Annotated in this window: 17 protein-coding genes; 10 read left to right on the top strand and 7 right to left on the bottom strand. The window is 45.5% G+C overall.

Translation table 11 applies throughout. The features are described 5' to 3' along the window. Positions 1 to 7: 7 nt before the first annotated feature. A complete protein-coding gene (gene ppk1 / locus J6U00_RS14455) occupies positions 8 to 2,179 on the bottom strand; it encodes a polyphosphate kinase 1 (RefSeq protein WP_296583022.1) in 2,172 nt (723 codons plus the stop codon). A 72-nt stretch (positions 2,180 to 2,251) separates the two neighbouring features. Then, entirely contained in the window at positions 2,252 to 3,172 is a 921-nt protein-coding gene (locus J6U00_RS14450; protein ID WP_296583020.1) for an adenylyl-sulfate kinase, read from the bottom strand. Between the two features lie 858 nt (positions 3,173 to 4,030). Between J6U00_RS14450 and J6U00_RS14445 the strand changes: the two genes are divergently transcribed. From J6U00_RS14445 to thrS, 3 genes are all read left to right on the top strand, one after another. Then, positions 4,031 to 4,342, top strand: a complete 312-nt coding sequence (locus J6U00_RS14445) for a hypothetical protein (protein WP_296583017.1) — start codon at positions 4,031 to 4,033, stop codon at positions 4,340 to 4,342. A gap of 37 nt (positions 4,343 to 4,379) precedes the next feature. Next, entirely contained in the window at positions 4,380 to 4,760 is a 381-nt protein-coding gene (locus tag J6U00_RS14440) for a hypothetical protein (protein ID WP_296583014.1), read from the top strand. Positions 4,761 to 4,871: 111 nt separating this feature from the next. Beyond that, positions 4,872 to 6,818, top strand: a complete 1,947-nt coding sequence (thrS, locus tag J6U00_RS14435) for a threonine--tRNA ligase (RefSeq protein ID WP_296583012.1) — start codon at positions 4,872 to 4,874, stop codon at positions 6,816 to 6,818. 128 nt (positions 6,819 to 6,946) lie between these two features. Here the strand turns inward: thrS and J6U00_RS14430 are convergent, their stop codons facing one another. Next, positions 6,947 to 8,347 (bottom strand): hypothetical protein, encoded by a 1,401-nt coding sequence (locus tag J6U00_RS14430; protein ID WP_296583009.1) that lies wholly within the window; start codon positions 8,345 to 8,347, stop codon positions 6,947 to 6,949. A gap of 34 nt (positions 8,348 to 8,381) precedes the next feature. Then, on the bottom strand, positions 8,382 to 9,707 hold the full coding sequence (locus tag J6U00_RS14425) for a hypothetical protein (RefSeq protein WP_296583006.1): 1,326 nt from the start codon (positions 9,705 to 9,707) through the stop codon (positions 8,382 to 8,384). 325 nt (positions 9,708 to 10,032) lie between these two features. On the opposite strand from J6U00_RS14425, the gene J6U00_RS14420 reads away from it, so the two are divergent. The 6 genes from J6U00_RS14420 to J6U00_RS14395 all read left to right on the top strand — a co-directional run bounded on the left by J6U00_RS14420 (position 10,033) and on the right by J6U00_RS14395 (position 17,254). After that, complete coding sequence (locus J6U00_RS14420) at positions 10,033 to 12,351, top strand: glycoside hydrolase family 95 protein (protein WP_296583004.1); 2,319 nt, start codon at positions 10,033 to 10,035, stop codon at positions 12,349 to 12,351. A 17-nt stretch (positions 12,352 to 12,368) separates the two neighbouring features. Further along, the gene (locus J6U00_RS14415; protein ID WP_296583002.1) at positions 12,369 to 14,027 is read left to right on the top strand and encodes a glycosyl hydrolase; all 1,659 of its coding nucleotides are present in this window, start codon (positions 12,369 to 12,371) and stop codon (positions 14,025 to 14,027) included. Continuing rightward, positions 14,020 to 15,333 (top strand): hypothetical protein, encoded by a 1,314-nt coding sequence (locus tag J6U00_RS14410; protein WP_296583000.1) that lies wholly within the window; start codon positions 14,020 to 14,022, stop codon positions 15,331 to 15,333. Before J6U00_RS14415 ends, J6U00_RS14410 begins: the two co-directional genes overlap by 8 nt. A 185-nt stretch (positions 15,334 to 15,518) precedes the next feature. Beyond that, positions 15,519 to 16,274 carry a sporulation transcription factor Spo0A gene (spo0A, locus tag J6U00_RS14405; protein WP_296582998.1) on the top strand — a complete coding sequence of 252 codons (756 nt, stop codon included), beginning with the start codon at positions 15,519 to 15,521 and terminating at the stop codon, positions 16,272 to 16,274. A gap of 91 nt (positions 16,275 to 16,365) precedes the next feature. Continuing rightward, positions 16,366 to 16,875: a flavin reductase gene (locus tag J6U00_RS14400; protein ID WP_296582997.1), complete on the top strand. Its 510-nt coding sequence runs from the start codon at positions 16,366 to 16,368 to the stop codon at positions 16,873 to 16,875. Positions 16,876 to 17,050: 175 nt separating this feature from the next. Beyond that, positions 17,051 to 17,254 carry a hypothetical protein gene (locus tag J6U00_RS14395; RefSeq protein WP_296582996.1) on the top strand — a complete coding sequence of 68 codons (204 nt, stop codon included), beginning with the start codon at positions 17,051 to 17,053 and terminating at the stop codon, positions 17,252 to 17,254. 196 nt (positions 17,255 to 17,450) lie between these two features. On the opposite strand, the gene rpsT is transcribed toward J6U00_RS14395, so the two are convergent. After that, the gene (rpsT, locus tag J6U00_RS14390; protein ID WP_296582995.1) at positions 17,451 to 17,711 is read right to left on the bottom strand and encodes a 30S ribosomal protein S20; all 261 of its coding nucleotides are present in this window, start codon (positions 17,709 to 17,711) and stop codon (positions 17,451 to 17,453) included. A gap of 230 nt (positions 17,712 to 17,941) precedes the next feature. Between rpsT and gpr the strand changes: the two genes are divergently transcribed. Then, entirely contained in the window at positions 17,942 to 18,790 is an 849-nt protein-coding gene (gene gpr, locus J6U00_RS14385; RefSeq protein ID WP_296582992.1) for a GPR endopeptidase, read from the top strand. Positions 18,791 to 18,945: 155 nt separating this feature from the next. On the opposite strand, the gene J6U00_RS14380 is transcribed toward gpr, so the two are convergent. After that, positions 18,946 to 19,689, bottom strand: a complete 744-nt coding sequence (locus J6U00_RS14380) for a DUF2461 family protein (protein ID WP_296582990.1) — start codon at positions 19,687 to 19,689, stop codon at positions 18,946 to 18,948. A gap of 34 nt (positions 19,690 to 19,723) precedes the next feature. After that, the gene (locus J6U00_RS14375; RefSeq protein WP_296582987.1) at positions 19,724 to 20,098 is read right to left on the bottom strand and encodes an SMI1/KNR4 family protein; all 375 of its coding nucleotides are present in this window, start codon (positions 20,096 to 20,098) and stop codon (positions 19,724 to 19,726) included. Positions 20,099 to 20,413 lie beyond the last annotated feature (315 nt).

Genomic DNA, 20,413 nt, shown 5'->3' with positions numbered 1-20,413 from the left:
TTACAGTTTATTCTCCTTTTTTCTTCCTTCCGCGCTTTACCGGAGCCTTTGCAGCCTTTTTTACCGCGGTAGACTTTTTTACTGCCTTTCCGGAAGCGCTCCTTTCGCGGTTGACGCGGAGCTGTTTCTGTCTGGAGCTTTTGTCCTCAAGGCGCCTGTAAGCCTCTTCATAGAAATACTCCTGAGAATTCAGCGGCTTTTCACGGCTTCTTCTCTCTCGTACGTACTTTCCGTCGCTGAGCAATATCCTTGCCTTTACATTGTCGCGCATCATGGTGCGGAACATATCGCGGATACGTTTTCTCAGCCTTTCGTCCTCAACTGGAACTGCCACCTCCACGCGGCGGACAGTGTTCCTGCTCATATAATCAGCTGAGCCGATATATATCTTCTGCGACCTGCCATCCTTTCCGAATATGAAGATACGGCTGTGTTCGAGGAATCGTCCCACTATGCTGCGTATGGATATATTCTCGGTAAATCCCTGTACTCCTGGGATAAGGCAGCATAGTCCGCGGACTATGAGCTCCACCTTTACACCTGCCTGCGAAGCCTCTATCAGCTTTGAGATAATAGCAGGATCGTTGAGGGAATTTATCTTTGCAGCGATATAACCGCTGCCGCCGTTCTCGGCGAGCTCTATCTGCTCGTCCATGAGAGCGAGCACCTGAGGTCTCAGCGCAAGGGGTGAAATAAGGAGCTTTCTCGTGCTTTCAACGAATGTGCCGCTGAGGAGAGATGCAAATACAGTCTCTGCGTCGGCAGCGATATCCCTGTCGGCAGTGAGGAGCATGAGGTCGGTATAAAGAGCAGCCGTCTTTTCGTTATAATTACCCGTTCCTATCTGAGTAACGTAGTCATAGCCACCGCCCTGAGCCTTACGTGTAATAAGCAGCAGCTTTGAATGTGCCTTGTACTCTTTGGGACCGTATATGACCTTTACGCCTGCCTCCTGTAGCTGCTTCGACCACTCGATATTGTTCTCCTCGTCAAAACGGGCGCGGAGCTCTATCATAACGAGTACCTCCTTGCCCTGCTCGGCAGCAGTACACAGAGCGTCTATGACCTTGCTGTTACGTGCAAGACGGTAAAGGGTTATCTTTATGGAGACCACCTTCGGGTCGTTGGCAGACTCCTGCAAAAGTCTGATAAATGACAAATTTATAGACTCAAAAGGATAGCTCAGAAGTATATCCTTCGACTTCACCTGCTGAAAAACAGGTCTTGTATCAGAAAGAGCCGCAGGCTTGCGCGGTGAGCGCGGCACATAGTGGAGCTGCGGATCAGTATCATATTCCTGAAGGGTATAGAGATAAGAAAGGTCGAGGGGTATCCTCGAAGTAAATACTCGGACGTTTTTCAGCTTGAGTTTTCTGCATATATAGTCGAGGGCATCGCGGCTGAAAACGTCGGATATCTCAAGGCGCACGGGAGCAAGGCGCTGGCGCTTGTCAACAAGCTCCTCCATTCGTCTGCGGAACTCCGGACCTCTTCCGGAAACCATAATATCAGCGCTCCTTGTAACTCTTATTAGGGCGCGGTCTATAACCTTGTAGTTCTTGAACATCTGGTGCGCAAAGCGGAGTATAACTTCCTCTTCAAGTATAAAGCGCTTTCCGTCGGGGCTGAGGTGTATTATTCTTTCGGAGCTGCTTGTATTTGCTGGGATTATTCCTATAGATACGCCCTTTTTCGCGCTCAGCTGTACAGCTGCGTATATCTCCTTGTTTCTGAGGAAGGGAAAGGGCAGAGCATCATTGACGACTATTCCCGATATAAACGGTTTCAGCTCGCGCTTGAAGTACATTTCAAGGAAAGCCTGCTCCTCCTTTGTGGCTTTGTCAAAGCTTACGTGCTCAAAACCATGAGCCTCAAGCTCGTTCATAGTCTTTTTAAGAGCCTCCTCAACCGAGGGCTGGAGCCTGCGCACCGCCGTAAATACAGCGTCAAGCTGCTGGGAGGGCGTCATGCCGGAGAATTTGTCTTTTTTTCCGTCGTTTTCCTTTGCCTTATCGGTTAAGGATCCAACCCGGACCATGAAGAATTCGTCTAAATTGCTCTGATATATAGCGGAAAAGGAAAGCCTTTCAAGAAGCGGAGTATCAGGATCTGTCGCCTCTTCAAGCACCCTTTTGTTGAATTTAAGCCATGAAAGCTCCCGATTTTCGAGATATTCCATAATTTGTCTCCTATCTTTTTATCCGATGAAAAATGCATAATTACTTAGAGTTTTTTCTGCCTCTTCCGGTCACTAATACTTGAACTGTCCGTTGCCTATAAATTCGCATATCAGCGAATCCGGCGTAACGTCTTCCTTTTCTACCGGTACAAGTTTTTCAAGCACCTTTATGCACTCGCATACCTCGGGAACGTCGGTAAGCTCCTGTAACTGAGGCATAAGGTCATTGCGGTACACTGACAGCTCGTATGACATGAATGTATCCACATCATAATCGGAGCGGTACTTATATGGCATTATGTACTTGTTCTCACCGGCTTCCACGCTGTGGAACATATTCATAGTCTCACGGAGAGAGCGTTTACGGAAGTTCTTATCACGTATCATGCGGCGCATAAGACGTATCCTTGACGGGTGGAGCAGTATATCCTCATCGGATATCCTCGTGCGGACGCTGACGTATATCTTGCTTATCATGCTGTCCGGCACCGTTATTACCGCAGGATTCAACGCATGGATACCCTCGAATATTACCAGCTCGTCCCTGTTCCTTTTGAACATCTTTCCTGAACCGCAGCGGGTCGAGGTCTTGAAGTTGTACTTCGGGAGCTCTATCTCACGACAGGCGCATATATCCTCTATCTGCCGGTTAAGGAGCTCACAGTCTACGCGCAGGGGCGATTCAAGGTCCATTTTTCCCTCAGCCGCAAGAGCCTTCTCAGCCTCTGTCAGCGGACAGAACCAGTTGTCCATTGAAAGGGTGTGTGTCTCATGTCCCATATCGTCAAGAAGCTTTTCTATCATCATCGCAGTAGTGGTCTTGCCGGAGCCGGATGGTCCCGACAGGAGTATTACTGGTTTCTCGATGCGGTTCTCGGCTATCTCGTCCGCTATTTTTTTCAGCTTGTAGAGGTAATCCTCGTTCACTGCCTTTATATACCTTGCAGGGTCACTGTCTATGCCTTGATTTATCCTTGTTATTTCAATATTCATTTATATCTCCCTTATCTTACAATCAATGAACAAAAGCGGCTTTCGTCCATTACACAAATAATACATCGTTCATATTATATCACATTTTTTGACGCATTTCAACCCGTTTATTTGTTGTTTTTAACGTGAGATTCAACAAATTGTTGAATTCAACAGCTATGCACCCCTTTTTTTGTCCTTTTTGACATAATCTCATCTTAGTAACCTGATATCCGATAAGCAGAAATCAGTAAAGATACACAAAGGGATGCAGCATAACTGCAACAGTAATTATGCACACTTAAGTGCAGCGCTGATATAGTAGCCTCAAGCCATTGTATGAAAAGCCATTTTCCACTTTATCCTGCATAGATAATCGTTTGTTTTGTGAGAACAAAAATGAAGTGAAGAAAGCTTTTGAAAAAATGCTGTCGTTTTACGATTAAATCCTGATTTATCGCATTAACAGGCACCAAAGCAAGCCCCGGTGCTAAGCTTAACATACCACAAGACTTAATCGGATATTTTTTCATATATGCGAGGCAATATCATGACCTCGCTTAAGAGCCTTTTTTGCTGCTCCCCCTTGACAAACGGCAAAATATGTGCTAAGATGATTGTACAATATTATAAATCGTCGATGAGGAAGGCTTTTTCGACAACAACGCTCACAGAGAGCTGCCGTTCGGTGCGAGGCAGCAGCGTTCAGAAACAAGCACACCGCCTCTGAGTGCGCCCAATAAGCGCCGGCTGCTCCCGTTACAGAGCACTTGAGATACGGAGCTTCTCTCCGTGTGAATCAGGGTGGAACCACGGTAATTATCGTCCCTTGTGCCTAATCATAGGCGTAAGGGCCTTTTTGTTTTATGGAGGTTAATTATGGCTTATAATCTGCATATTTTCAGAGGAACAGACTGGACAGACGGTGCTGATGATCCGATAACAGCAGATGAGCTTCTCAGCATTGATGGCGTTGAGAAATTCAGCCAACCGCCAATAACAAATCCAAGAACAGGTCTTTCAATGAGTATGGGAATGAATAATATGTATTCATTTGGTAAGGCTGTATTCATGCTTGAAGACGGTATGATAACCGTTGCATGCCGAAACGAAGATGTTCCTGATGTAATGCGTCCGTTAGCAGAAGCTCTCGGAGCTGTTATTCAGGGAGACGAGGAAGAATATTATTGATAAATTATAATAACGCTGTTGCAAAGAAGGTGAGAATATGAGCAATATCAGGTACAACGAGCAGGAGGAAGCCTTCGAACTGCCATATAAGCTGTGGGATAAGACCATGACAGTCCGCTTCTATACCGAGGACGAGGAGACTATCATGAAAAAGCTCTCGGATATCGCCAAAAAGCTTGCAAAGCTGGACAGCAACAAGACTGTGATATCAGGTATGCTTATCGACGAGGGCTACTATGAGGGCTCCAACGCTGAGGAGCTCGCCAAGATACTCAAGCTCGAAAACGTATATGTGGATATCGACGACGAGGATACCGTTGTATGTTTCGATACCGGCACCGACGATGGTTTTATGCAGGGCCTAGCCCATGTGGAGCTGTTTGCAGATATCTTCGAGATAACCGGATGGGTCGAATGATATGCCCATACGTAAGAATATCCGCATCGATGACTGCGATTATTACCAGAACGGAAAATTGTTCAGTAAATAATAAATTCACATAAACATTATAAAAAAGGAGAGATCAATATGATCAAATTAACATTACCCGACGGCAGCATTCGTGAGATTGAGGCTGCACAGTCAGCCGCAGACATAGTAAAGGGCATAGGCATGGGACTTTTCAAAGCTGCCTGCTGCGTAAAGATAAACGGAGAGGTAAAGGATCTCCGCACTGTTATTGACAGTGACTGCCAGTTCGAGGTCTGCACTTTTGACTCCTTAGACGGTAAAAAGACATTCTGGCATACAGCCTCACATATCCTTGCACAGGCTGTAAAGAGACTCTATCCTGCTGCAAAGCTTGCAATCGGTCCTGCTATCGACAACGGCTTCTATTACGATTTCGACCTCGAAAAGCCCTTCACTCCCGAAGAGCTCGAAAAGATTGAGGCTGAAATGAAAAATATTGTCAAGGAGGGCATAGAGCTTGAAAAATTCGAGCTTTCACCTGCCGAGGCTATCGCTAAACTGAAGGAAATGGACGAGCCATACAAGGTTGAACTCTGCGAGGAGCACGTTGACAAGGGCGAGCCTATTTCATTCTACAAGCAGGGCGAATTCATCGACCTGTGCGCAGGTCCTCACCTTATGACAACAGCTCCCGTAAAGGCTTTCAAGCTCATCTCATGTACAGGCGCTTACTGGCGCGGCAGTGAGAAGAACAAGATGCTCAGCCGTGTATATGCTACGGCTTATCCAAAGGCTGCAGACCTTGAGGCAGATATAAAGCAGCGCGAAGAAGCAAAGCTCCGCGACCACAACAAACTTGGACGTGAGCTGGAATACTTCACAACAGTTGACGTTATCGGTCAGGGACTTCCTGTACTATTACCAAAGGGCGCAAGAGTAGTTCAGCTTCTCCAGCGTTGGGTAGAAGATGTAGAGCAGAAGCGCGGCTATCTACTTACAAAGACACCTTTATTCGCTAAGAGAGAATTCTTTAAGATATCAGGTCACTGGGATCACTACCTTGATGGTATGTTCATCATGGGTGACCCCTACGACGAGGAAAAGGAGTGTTTTGCTCTCCGTCCTATGACCTGTCCTTTCCAGTATCAGGTATTCCTCAACAGACAACGCTCGTACCGCGATCTTCCTATGCGTCTGGGCGAGACCTCGACACTGTTCCGCAAAGAGGATTCAGGCGAAATGCACGGTCTTATCCGTGTACGTCAGTTCACTATCTCAGAGGGACATCTTGTACTCCGTCCCGAACAGCTTGAAGAGGAATTCAAGGGCTGTCTGGAACTTGCAAAGTATATGCTCGGCACAGTAGGGCTCCTCGAAGACTGTACCTTCCGTTTCTCACAGTGGGATCCTGCAAACCCGAAGAACAAGTACGAGGGCACAAAGGAGCAGTGGGACCACGCTCAGGAAGTAATGGGCAAGATACTCGACCACCTCGGACTCAAATACACAATAGGTATCGACGAGGCTGCATTCTACGGTCCTAAGCTTGATATCCAGTACAAAAACGTTTACGGCAAGGAAGATACTCTCGTTACTATCCAGATAGATATGCTCCTTGCACAGCGCTTCGGCATGGAATACGTTGACGTTGATGGCACAAAGAAAACTCCCTATATCATACACAGAACATCCCTCGGCTGCTATGAGCGTACTCTCGCTTACATGATAGAGAAATATGCAGGCGCTATGCCGCTGTGGCTGGCTCCCGAGCAGGTCCGTATCGTTCCAGTTGCTGACCGTCACCTTGACTTCTGCAACGAGCTCATGTCAAAGCTTGAAGCCGCAGGCATACGTGCAACTATCGATGACAGAGCCGAGAAGGTTGGCAAGAAGGTTCGTGACGCAAGACTTGAAAAGCTGCCTGTATGGGTAACTATCGGTGACAAGGAGGTCGAAAACGGAACTGTTTCCGTATCCTCAAGACGCGAGGGTGACCTCGGCTCCATGAGCCCGAATGACTTTGTCGGCAAGCTCCTCGACGATATTGCAAATAAGGTAAAGTAAATCAGGCTCTGCCCGATCTTACAGCGGAGAAATATTCTCCGGAAGATAACGCAAACAAACTGAAAGCCATAAGAAGTGTTTTGCTGATAATATCAGCTCACTTTTCTTATGGCTTTTTTGCTATGTCCTTACTCGTTTATCAGATAAATCGCCTCACTGCCAACTGTTGTGTCAAAAACAGCAGCTCCGCTGTTGTTTGGGACCATACAGTATTCTCCGCCGTCGAGCACGTCAAACACGAGACCAAGGTCTGGTATGATACATTTTACAGTATCGCCGATGATCCCGTAATCAGATAATATCTTTTCTGAATTGCCAATGAAAAATATCTTTCCTCCGCTTACCCAGACCGTATTGAACGGGTTGGAACCCGGCAGCGTATTTACATAACACTCCTGTTTTTCAATATCAAATGTTTCAATATCATCCGAACCTCTGAAATATACACGTTTATCATCTGAGTCTATGAGGAAAAAGGCAATATTTCCCGACATCATCTTAAAAGTATACTTATCATTAGAGATACTGTACGTAGCTTCTTCAGATTCGCTGACGCCAAGCTCCTCTTCACTGATCTCCTTGAAGCTGTCCTCATCACTGTCATAACAATAAATAGTAAAAACCGGCTCTTTTGAAAGAAAATCACCGATTTCTATATACAGCAGCATATCCTCTTTCAATCCCTGATTTACACCGTATCTTTCAAGTTCAAAAATATCGGCAGTGCCGGTTTTTTCAAATACCGTTCTTTCCTCCAGTGTATTCAGATCAACAGCATTTATAGATACGTTATCGCCGTTTTTCTCAACGAAAAACATCTCATCTCCATTGAAAACATTTCCGCGGCAGATATTATCAATGCTTTCCGACGACCAGTCGTATACCTTCCGGCTTTCGCCGCTTTTTTCGTCATAGCTGAACAACGCCCAGTCATAGCAGCCGCTGTCCGGGGTGTTCGTACTGGATACTATTCCGTAACAAACGAGCAGATAAATATTGTTGTCCACAATAAAGCAGCCCTTTAAGATACCTTCCTCCGGCTTGTCCACATATTCATGCCAGTCGATATAGTCAGGATAACCTATATCGTTTCCGCTTATCATACGTTTGGCGTTTGAGCCGGTATAAAAGTCCTGTGCGTTTTCGGCTCTGTTGCATACAGGCAGTTTTTCGCCGAAATCCGCCCTGTTGATATTATATTTCGTTATGCTGCATGAATCCTTTTTTCCGGTATTTACAGTTTCAACATTTATCTTTTTGAAGTCTTCTGACGAAACAGTCTTTTTATCAGCCGGATTCTCTCCGCCAGTGCTCTTCTCCGGCTCTTCTCCGGCTTTTTCAGGCTTCTCTTTAACAACACCTATCATGTTTTCATCAGCCTCTCCGATTTCGTAACCGGCTTCAGTAACAGTCTCGCTGATAACCTCATCCTCCGGGAGCTCTGGCTTGCCGTCTTTCTTCTTGTCATTGCAGGAACACAAACCTGCCGCAAGTACACATATGGTAAATAAACTTATGATACGTCTCATTTTATTCTCCTTTCAGCCCGAATACAGGCTTTTTTTATTTTATCACATACAGCTTTTCATTGCCTTTTGCAAAGTCTGTCACATATATTATGCCGTTGTCTTCACTCATCTGATATTCCCCGCTGTCAAGAACGTCAAAAATTAGCCCCAGCTCCGGTATAAGACATTTTATTTCGCTGCCCAGAAGGAATATCTTTCCATCTTTTACCCCTGCCTTGTAAAAATATATATCGGACAGCGGATTAATATAGCACTCATTCTTTTCAAGATCATAGGTCTCAATACCGCTCTTGCTATAGAAATATAAACGATTCTTTTCTATGTACAGCAGACCGATGCTGTCTTCATTTATACTAAATTCATATTCATCAGTAGCAATCGTACCGCCGGAATTTAAAAACGGATCAATACCGATGTAATCCTCTGTAAAGCAGTCATTAACACTGTCGTAATAATACCTTTTCTGTTTGTATGAATATGAAAGAGCCTCAATAGTCTCAATAAGAAATACTGTATCTTTACTTGTTGTTTCAAATATTAAAGAAAATCTACTGCCTGTTGTAAGCGCAAACATTTCGGAGTTGCTCTCTTTTTCAAACACCGTTCTTTCCTTGCACGAGCTGAGATCAATAACATTTACATATACTTTTTCACCGCTTCTTATGCAGCAGAACACCTCGCCGCCAGTTAAAACCACATTGCAGCAGTACGTATCTACAGCGTCAGATGACCAGCTGTATACCTCTTCTGTCTTGCCGCTCCCTGTGTCATAGCTGAACAACGCCCACTCATAACAGCCCTTGTGGATGATGTTATTATCAATAATCAGTCCGTAATCAACAAGCAGATATATTTTCCCATTATCGGCAAAGCTGTTTATCATAAAGCTTTTTTCAGGCTTACCAGCATAATCGTGCCAGTCCACATTTGTACGGTATCTAAAATCGTCTATGTCTACAATACGGTATCCTTTCATGTCGCTATAAAACTCCTCTGCGTTTTCAGCTCTGTTGCATACCGGTATCCTTTCGCCAAAATCAATACTACTCAGGTCATAGCTCTCGATCTCACAGTCGGCTTTTTCACCTGTGAACACAGGTGGTACATTTATAGTCATGAATTCGTCCGAACTAATAATCCTTTTCTGAGATTTGCCCTCTTCGGCAGTAGCGCTCTCAGTCTCTTCCGAAGCGTTTTCAGTATCTGCGTTTTCATTAACAATCGTATCACCGCTTTCAAAAGCGCTTTCTGTCACGGTGTTTTCAGGCTTTTCCGGAGTTATATCGTCTTTCTTGTCACTGCATGAACATAAAGTTGCCGTAAGTACGCATATGGTAAATAAACTTATGATACGTCTCATTTTATTCTCCTTTCAGCGTATAATATATATGTGGTCTGTCTATCATCTATAGTGAAACGGCAATACCCTTACATCTTTCCTTTTATTTTAACGGTTTTTGCAGGAAGTGTCAACATAAAACGCAAAATATCAAAATTGCACAATAGTTTCATATATTTCTCCCAAAACATTCATGTGATCAGCCCATGATTTTGTAATTTGTTTGGAATTTTGAAGCAAGATATGAACAAATTTGCAATAAAAAGCAATTTGTGGTATAATATTATGATAATCATTATATTTTCAAAAGGCAGACGACGACTTTATCCAATAGGAGCAATGTAATATGAGTACTGAAACTTTAATGAAATACGATTCTCCAGCAGAGAGCTTCAGCGAAGCTCTGCCTATCGGAAACGGCCGTATCGGCGCAATGGTTTACGGTACAGCTTTAAACGAAGCTATCCTCCTAAACGAGGACTCTGTTTGGTCTGGCGGTCTCCGCCACAGGATCAATCCTGATGCGGCAGAGGGCTTCAAAGAGGTACGCAGTCTCCTCAGTGAGGGCAGGACAGCCGAAGCAGAGGAAGCTGCTTTGAACAAAATGCAGGGTGTTACACCGAATATGCGCCGGTATATGCCTCTGGGAGAGCTTGAGATTGTTCTTGAGACCGGCGGCAAAGCCCGTGAGTATTCACGCAGCCTAGATATAGGCAGTGCTGTTGCTGACGCCACATTCTCCGTGAACGGTGTGATATATACGAAGGAATACTTCGTATCCGCCCCCGACGAGGTAATGGTAGTTCGTGTACACGCCTCTGAGCCTGGCTCGGTATCGCTTTCATGTGGCCTTGGCGGACGAGACGATTGCTACGACGATAACCGCCCCTGCGGTAAAAATATGATACTCTTTAACGGCGGCACTGGAAGCCGCGACGGTATATTCTTTGCAGCCTGCCTCGGAGCCTCTGCAAAGGGCGGCGATATAAAAACTGTAGGCAGCAGGATATGTGTTAAAGACGCTGACGAAGTAATGTTGGTGCTGTCGGTCCGCACCAGCTTCTACAGCCAGATGTACGAAGATTCCGCAAAACTTGACGCTGAAATGGCTTTACAGTGCGACTTTGATGAGCTCTACTACCGCCATGTGAATGACTACAAGGAGCTTTTCGAAAGAGTCGACCTCTCCCTCAACGACAACAGCGGCGAGGAGCTTAATCTCCTTTCCACTACCGAGCGCCTCGACAGAATAAAGGGCGACGAGCTGGACAATACAGACTGTCGCCGTCTCATCAATGACAACAAGCTCATCGAGCTCTACTTCAATTTTGGAAGATACCTTATGATATCTTGCAGCCGTGCAGGCACTCAACCCGCAAATCTTCAGGGATTATGGAACGACCTTATGTCACCTCCCAACGGCAGCCGCTACTGTCTCAATCTCAATACTGAGATGAGCTACTGGCCTGCAGAGAGCTGCAACCTTTCCGAGTGCCATCTGCCCCTTTTCGATCTGCTTGAGCGCGTCTGCGGCAACGGCAGAGTCACGGCCAAAGAGATGTACGGTATAAACAAGGGTTTCGTGTGCCACAGCCATACTGATATATGGGGTGATTCAGCTCCTCAGGGCGAAAACAGTGCTGCAAGTATATGGCCTATGGGCGGAGCATGGCTGGCTATACACGTATTTGAACACTATGAATATACCCTCGACACGGATTTCCTTGCCGAGAAATACCATATATTAAAAGAAGCCGCCGAGTTCTTCATGGATTACCTCACAGATGACGGCAACGGCAGACTTGTCACAGGGCCCTCGGTCTCGCCGGAAAACTCCTATATTGGCGAAAACGGCGTTCAGGCAAGTATATGCATGGGTCCTGCAATGGACTCGCAGATACTCACTGTACTCTTCTGCTCGGCTGTCAAGGCTGCGCATATACTCGGCAGAGACGAGACGTTTGCCGCAAAGCTGACAGCTATGCTTAGAAAACTCCCACAACCTCAGGTGGGCAAGTATGGACAGATAATGGAATGGGATGAGGATTACGACGAGACAGATATCGGACATACCCGTATCTCGCAGCTTTTCGCCCTCTATCCTGCAGGTCTAATATCGCCCATAAGGACACCCAAGCTTGCTGACGCCGCAAGAGCAACCCTCGTCCGCAGGATAATCCACGGCGGCGGTCATACAGGCTACAGCAGCGCATGGGTAACGAATATGTGGGCAAGGCTCTTTGACGGCAGAATGGTCTACGAGAACCTGATGCGTCTGCTCTCACATTATACAAATCCGAATATGACCGTTTCCAAGCCGGCTTTGCAGCTGGAAGGAAACTTCGGCGGAACTGCCGCTATAGCAGAGGCTCTCATGCAGAGCTGCGGCGGAGAAATAAATCTTCTGCCTGCGCTCCCAGACGAATGGAACAACGGTCACGTATGTGGTCTCAAAGCAAAGGGCGGCTTTACCGTCAATATCTTCTGGACTGCAAATAAGCTCACCCGTGCAGAGATTACCTCTGAGCTTGGAGGCGAGCTTAAGCTACGCGCAAACTGCGCAGTAAGTGTATCCTGCGACGGAGATCCCATAAATCTCCGCACAGAGGACGGTCTGATAGTATTCAGCACAGAACAGGGCTGTACCTATACAATAAAGGCATGATCTCTCAGGAGGAATAAATGGACATTCGCAAAATCATTGCTCTTGCAGCTGCTGTGGGAGCTGCCCTATCGACTTTGGCTGCTTGCAGCAAAAAGAATAAGATCACCGCTCCCGTTCCGATAATTGAGGAATCGGCCTCAGAACCCACCACAGCGGCAACGACTACCGCACCAGTGGAGACCTATCCTGATTATCCCGTTACCTATCCCGAGATAGAGAAGAAGGAATCTGGAAGCCTCTACGAGGCTGAGAACGGCGAGATAAAAGGCGGTGCAAAGGCTGCAACGGATATGCCAGATTTCAGCGGCGACGCTTACGTTACGGGTTTCGGCAACGAGGGAAAGGCTTCCGTAGTCTTCGAGATAGATGTTCCAACAAATCAGCATTACGACCTATCCTTCAATATCTCATCCGAAAAGGCTGTTGACTGCCGCATATCTCTCGGCGACAAGCAGCTGACAGTATTTAGCTCCAAGGGCGATGGCAAGTTTACATATATCACCATTTACGGAGTATTCCTCACAAAGGGAAAGCAAAAGCTCGAAATAACTCCGCTGAACGGCGATATGTGCATTGATTACCTGAAAATAGAGAATAATACCTCCCTCAGCGATATAAGCTACGACGCAAAGGGAGAGCTCGTGAACAAAAACGCAGGAGAATCCGCAAAGGAACTGATGAGCTTCCTGTCGGAAAACTACGGAAAGAAAATGCTGACAGGACAGTACGCCTACAGCGGGGGCAATACCGAGCTAGACCTAATATACCATACTACGGGAAAATATCCAGTGATACGCTGCTCGATCCTCGACGTTCCTGGTGATAGCTTCGACGAGTGCTTCAAGGAGATAGACGCCTCGGCTGAATGGTATTTCAATGGCGGTATCCCCTGTATAAGCTGGTACTGGAAGGCGCCCTCCGACAAGAAGAGCAGTATGCGCACAGAAGAAACAGATTTCGATATCTCAAAGGCTGTTACCGAGGAAGAGCTTGCCGAGCTCACCGAAGAGGAAATACGAGAACTCTACAGCAAGGGAAATATTTCCAAGGAATGCTACGGTCTGATACTTGATATAGACAGCATGGCAGGCCAGCTGACCTCTCTCAAAAACCGCGGTGTGCCCGTAATGTGGAGACCTCTCCCCGAGGGCAGCGGCAGCTGGTACTGGTGGGGCGCACAGGGCGACAAGCCATATAAATGGCTGTGGCAGCTGATATACGATCGCTTCACGAAGTATTTTGATCTGGATAACCTTATATGGGTATGGAACGGTCAAAGCGAGAACAGCGTCGTTGATAAGCGTACCTTCGACATCGCCTCGGTAGACCTGTATATAAACGACGAAAAGGACTACGGAAACAGGTATTACGATGTCTTCGCGGCAGTGCAGAAATTCGTGGGCACTGACAAGATAATAGCTATAAGCGAATGCGGAAGCGTTCCTGATATGGACGCGGCTTTTCGCGATAATGCAGTATGGTCCTTCTTTGGAGTATGGTACGGAAAATACATACAAGACGATAAGGGCGAATACAGCGAGGAATACACAAACAAGGAAGCCCTCATAAGAGCCTACAACTCCGACGGAGCCATAACTCTCGATGAATACAGAAAGCTCAGGGGCTTGGACGAGCCCGAGCCAGATGAGGAGAAGAAGGAGGACGCGGATGAATGACGATTTTGCTCCGGTAAGACCTTATTCCGAAGTGCAGAAGGATCTCACAGAAAAAATGCTCCGCGAGGTCTCCCGAAACGACCACGCGGCGGTTAGCTTCAAAATGTGGGACACTCTTGTGCTCATGCCCTTTTCTCAGCCTGAAGACCTGTTTCTCTTTATGGAAGACGACTTCGCAATGTACAATACTGGCAAAAAGACATTTACCGAACTCCGTACCGAAGCTCAGAGGGCTGCGGAAAAAAAATATGCTCTCAAGGGCAATGTCACCCTTGAAAAGATATACGACATATTCGTAAAGCTCAGCGGCATTTCTCCAGCCTGCCGCGAAAAGCTCATTATAAGGGAATGTGATCTTGTACATCATTTCGCATTTCCGAGGAAAACCGGAAAGCTCCTTTTTGATAAGGCTAAATACTGCCGGAACAAGGTCATAGTAGTCTCTGATTCATACTACCCACGTGATGTTGTGGTAAAGATACTCTGCGACTGTGGCTACGGCGAATACAGCTCCCTTGTTATACCCTCGGAAAGCAGTATCCCCGATTCCGCGGCAACAGGCTTCATAGACCTTGTTATAAAAAAATCCGGAGTCGGCGCAGAAAATATACTCCATATAGGCAGCGACTTGATAAACGATGTGGAAGCTACCATACAGCGCGGCATGAAAGCCCTGCTGCTCCAGCCCGTGCTGCCCCTTATGGTAAAATCGGGCAGACTCAGGGGCTTTATAGAAGAGAAGCATCTCTATGACATAGATGAAAAGCAGTTCATGGCGCTGAGGTGTGCCTTTGCACTGTATGCTGCCTACGGCTTCGACGCTCCGCAGAACAAACTGCCTAAAAGCGACTTCTGCTGCGACGAATATATGATAGGCTTCATAATACTCGGTCCACTTTGCTTTATTAAAGACTTTGAGCCACAATCGGATATGCAATCCGAGCTTATCGCGGCTATGGAGAAAAATAAGAAAATTATGGACGGCAGGCTCGATTTTGAGAAGATGCTGTATCATCATTTCGGCGATTTTATTGGGAAATACGGCAGCGAAGGCTGTCAGCTGGCACTGGAATTCCTCGAAAAACACAGCTATATCGGCGACAGAGAAAAAATAATCCCCTTTCTTTCCGATAAAGGCAGTAAAAAATGGGGAAGACCCGAAAGCGAACCGAAACTTGCTCCTGTCCATACAAAACCAGTAAAAAAGAACGCTCTTCAGAAGCTTGCCGACAAGCTTTTCCCTGAGGGAACAAAGGTGAGAAATATGACAGATGACGTTCTCGCTGGCAAAAAACGTAAAAAATAACCTTTTCCATAAATATTCATATTTATGCGACAGCTTTATTCGACGGCGTTTTTTAACAGGTCGGAGCTGTTACATTTCCGGCGCAAAAACCGCATAAAATCCTAAAATACCTCGTTGCTGCTCCTTTTGTGATGTGATATCATTATTAAGCGGTCGAAAACCGCAGACAAAAGGAGGTATAAAATATGAATAACAAAGTTAAGGTGCTTATAGGCGACGATTCTGCCGAAACAGGCGTCAGCGTGGCAAATAAGCTCCGTGAAAAGGGTATGTATGCTTACACAAGACGCAAGGACTGCGGCGTTATACTTGAATCCATAAAAAAGGATCCCCCTGACGCAGCCATCCTAGATATCTCGTCCCAAAACGGCGATGTTATATCCCTGATGAAGAATGTCAGGGAATCAGGCATAAAACCGCCTGTTTTCATCATAACATCTTCTTATGACAACGAGTTCATCGAGCGTCAGGTGACAGAAAACGGAGCCTCTCGCTTCATGCTCCGTCCATGCAGCGCCGACGACTTGTGTACAGCTATAAACTCTGCTCTCGGCGACAGAGTGAGCAGTCTTAGCGATGATATGGAGGTGGTAGTCACCGACATGATACATCAGCTGGGAGTCCCTGCCCATATTAAGGGATACCACTACCTTAGAACAGCTATCCTATATTCCATAGAGGATAAAACCCTGCTTGACAGCGTTACAAAGCTACTCTATCCCACTGTCGCAGGTATTTATGATACCACTTCCTCCCGTGTTGAACGTGCTATCCGCCACGCTATAGAAATAGCTTGGGACAGGGGCAACGTTGACACCCTCAATTCCTTTTTCGGCTACACAGTAGATACTGGAAAGGGCAAGCCTACAAATTCGGAATTTATCGCACTTATCACGGATAAGCTCCGGCTGCGCTACAAAGGCGCACTCAGAACTCACTGATATCAGGTAAGCTGTGAAGGATCCCGGATTTATATATCGCTGAGCAAAGCTTTTCTGCTCAGCAGCAGAATAACAGTAAAGGAGATTCATCATGGCATTCAGAAAAATCGATATCAGCGAGCTTTCATTCAATCCCTTCGATAAGATAGGCAAGCAATGGATGCTCCTGACAGGAGGAAACAAGGAAAAATTCAATACCATGACCGCTTCATGGGGACAGCTCGGCGTTCTTTGGAACAAAAACGTTCTGACCTGCTATATCAGACCCAACCGCTATACCTACGAGTTCATTGACAATGACGAATGCTTTACAGCAAGCTTTTTCGGCGAAGAATACAGAAACGCCCTTTCCTTCTGCGGCGCCCATTCAGGCAGAGACTGCGACAAGGCTAAGGAAACAGGCCTTACTCCCACTGAGATCAACGGTTGTATGACATTCGCAGAGGCAGAGCTCATTCTGGTATGCCGCAGGCTTTACAGTTACGATATGCAGGAAAGCGGCTTCCTCACCGATGACGGTATCCCAGAAAAATTCTTTTCCTCGGATCCGTACCACAGAGCTTATATATCCGAGATAGTCGGAGTATACGTCAAGGAATGATATTACCGGCATAAATAAAGATAATATCATAAAATAACCGTGTATAAAAAATACCACACAGTCCAGAGCTCTTATACTCAATGGGGTATTATTGTTATTTTTTACCACTGAGCTATTCCAATATCCGTAATAAACAGTATCCGTCATCATGGAAAAATTTATTGGAGGGATATTAATGAAGAAACACATTTTTAAAGAGGTCGCTGCAAAGAACGGAGTGACCGAAGAAGAAGTTAGACGCGAGATAGAAAAATCCATAGCAGAAGCCTGCAAAGACCCCGATGCACCTATAAACAAGATTGGCAAGGGTAAAGTACCCACTCCCGAGGAAGTCATGGAGCATGTTCTCAAGGAGCTCGAAAAAGTGAATATGAACTGAAATAATTCCCCTAACTTAGGGGAATTATTTTTTACCAGATATTTTTTCATCTGTCAGATTGAGAATATAATCTATACTTGTGCCGTAATACTCTGCAAGCTTTATGACTATGCTCACAGGCACCTAATAAAAACGCCCCCTGCCGACCGTGAGTTGTCCGCAGGGGGATTTAATACTTATATGATCAAAAAAGACCTTATTCAGCAGAGTTGAGCTTCTTAGTGAGCTGTGACTTCTTTCTTGCAGCCTTATTCTTGTGCATAAGACCCTTTGCGCAAGCCTGATCAACTCTCTTGATAGCAACCTTGATAGCCTCTGCCTTGTCAGCAGCACCGCTTGTTACAGCTGCATCAGCCTTCTTGAGGATAGTCTTAAGATTGGACTTTCTTGCCTTGTTAGCAGCAGCCTTTGTAGCATTGACCTTTACTCTCTTCTTTGCAGACTTAATGTTTGGCATTTTGTTACACCTCCTTGAATTATGCAGACCGAATAAACATCCGCATTTAACAAATAATAGGAGCAAACACGGGTTTAGTTCACTCCCTGACAGCTGCAACGCACAGCTGCCCTACTGAGACAAATATAATTATAGCATTTTTCAACACTGTTTGCAATAGTTAAAAGTGAAATAATCCTGAGAAATATTTTCCACAATTAAAGCATAATGCACAATATACGGAGGTTTATATGGAAATCCGCACAGATCTCGCACTTGAAAGCATATCCAGAGAGGATATTCCCGAAAGTGTTCATATACGTACAAGAGGCGAAATATTCAGCATAACCGAAATAATCATCGACGACGACAGCTGTCTTTCTTCAATAGGCAAGGGAAAGGGACGGTATATAACCCTTGAGGGTAGCAATCTCAGCTGTTTTTCCGAGGATTACAGGCTTATGGCAGAGGAGCTTGCACAGGAACTCTCAGCTCTTCTGCCTGAGGGAGAGGTGCTTGTGGCAGGACTTGGCAATAATGACATAACTCCCGATGCAATAGGTCCGCAGACAGCTTCAAAGGTACTTGCTACCCGGCATTTACACAATAATCCAGACATTGGTGAAGAGCACTTCCTCACGTCCCTAAGGCGTGTTAGTGCCTTTTCCGGAGGAGTTATGGGACAGACCGGTATCGAAACCGCAGAGATAGTCCGAGCTATAGCGGCGGAGCTCAGTCCTGCCGCCATTATTGCTATTGACGCCCTTGCATGCACTGATATAAGCCGTCTTGGCACTACAATACAGTTGACTGACACAGGTATCTCTCCGGGAAGTGGAGTTTCCAACGAGCGCAAGGAGCTGTCGGAAAAGCTTTTCGGTATACCCGTTATAGCCGTGGGAGTTCCTACAGTCGTGGATATGCACACCATAGTAAGAAGCCTCACCGGAAAAAAGATAAACGGAGAGCTACCAAATATGATGGTAACTCCCCGTGATATCGATCGTCTGACAGAGAGAGCCTCGCAGCTCCTTGCCTTCGGGATAAACCTCGCCTTGCAGCCCACCCTAAGCTTTGAAGACGTGAGAGGTCTTTTTTAATGTTTAATTATGTATGCGAAGAAATCATTGTATGCGATACCTTTGTACAATATGTACCTCACAAATTAGCCGTAAGCAATGTACAGTTATCTTTTTTGATAATTGTAAACGAGCTTGCAAGCAACAATGTGGTTATGGAGGACGCAGGCTCTTCGCTACCACATGAATTCAACACTGGGAGCTTTTACCATCTTCATCTCAGTTTCGGACTGCTGCGGCTTTTCGTCTTTCAGCAACTCCTTTGCAAGCTCCTCCATTTCGACTATCTCGTGGAAATAGTCGTTGAGAGGCTGCACTGCCTGAAAGACCTCGGCTGTATGCTCGGCTATTTTACGAGAAAATAACTCCGACGGGGCGCCGACCTTAGTATACAAGCTGAAGCCCTTTTTCGCGAAAAAGCGCTCCAACTCCGGTACAGGGCAGGACTTTTTACGCTTGTATTCCTCCCCACCGAGAGTAAGCCCATACTTTTCAACAAGATCATCGACCATGTTGAGAAATGGATCTGCGTCCTCAAGTAATCCGCTGCGGAAACGTTCCATAACTGCGGCTTCAGGCTTTGAAATACGGAATCCGAACTCAGCTCCCTCGGGAGAAAGTTCGAAATAAAGGGTGGGAGTCTTGTTCCAGTACCATGCATCATAGCGAACGTATAGCCACATAGTATCTCGATAGTGCAGATAGGGAGCAAAATTCTCGTCTCGGTATATCCTGCCCACTTTGTAAATCATACCGTCTATATCTGCAAATGGCGCAAAAAGTTCCTCTCCGAGAGCCTTTAAAGGCTCATACACTTTTTTGGTGTAAACTGATTTTCGCGGCTCGAACCAGTCCTTGTTATTGTTATGCCTTATACCGAGGAGAAACTCCAGCGCCTCCTGTGAAAATCCTTTAAACATTTTTATCTCCTTGTGTAAATCAGAATTTATACAACTATAGATTTTTCCAAAAATCATTTACTTTTTCTGCGAATATCTCCATATCATCACAAAGAACTGTTACATCTTGTTCGTCAAATAATGATGGAATATTAAAGAACATCCCATTAGCATCTATACCATAAAATTCCTCTCCACCATTAGAACCAATGACTATATGATTTGGTAAAATATCGCTCAATCCATACTCATCGTTTATTTTTTTCAATTCTTCAATACGATACAATAATAACCAAGTTTGTCCAATATCCCCTTCGCCGCCATTATGCTTTAGCATAAAATCAATATAGCTTTGAGGTAATTTGACACCATTGATTTCTGTAACATTATCTCCAATATAAGGTTCGTTGAACCGAAACTTTTCCCACATAATAATCCCACCTATAAATTCTGATTTATCATAGTAACCTTAATACTATCAATATTATACACTGCACTATCGCCAAAAGTCAAGAATACAACATATATTAATGAAAAAGTCACGCGCTCAAAAACTCGCGGGGACTCTATGTATCATTTTTTCATTCAGCATAAACTTTTTAGCTGTCATGGTACTAAGCTAAATCAGAATTTATTAATCAATAAACTCACATTTTATGGAGTGAACGCACTGAGAACGAATTTTAGAAACAGCATTTAACGCAGTAATTGTTCCATTATATTTGAAAGTGATGATATTTTGTTT

The organism is Ruminococcus sp. (genome assembly GCF_017650195.1).
Lineage (GTDB): Bacteria > Bacillota > Clostridia > Oscillospirales > Ruminococcaceae > Ruminococcus.
The sequence above is the reverse complement of the archived record's forward strand: the minus strand, read 5'-3'. Positions and strand labels throughout refer to the sequence as shown.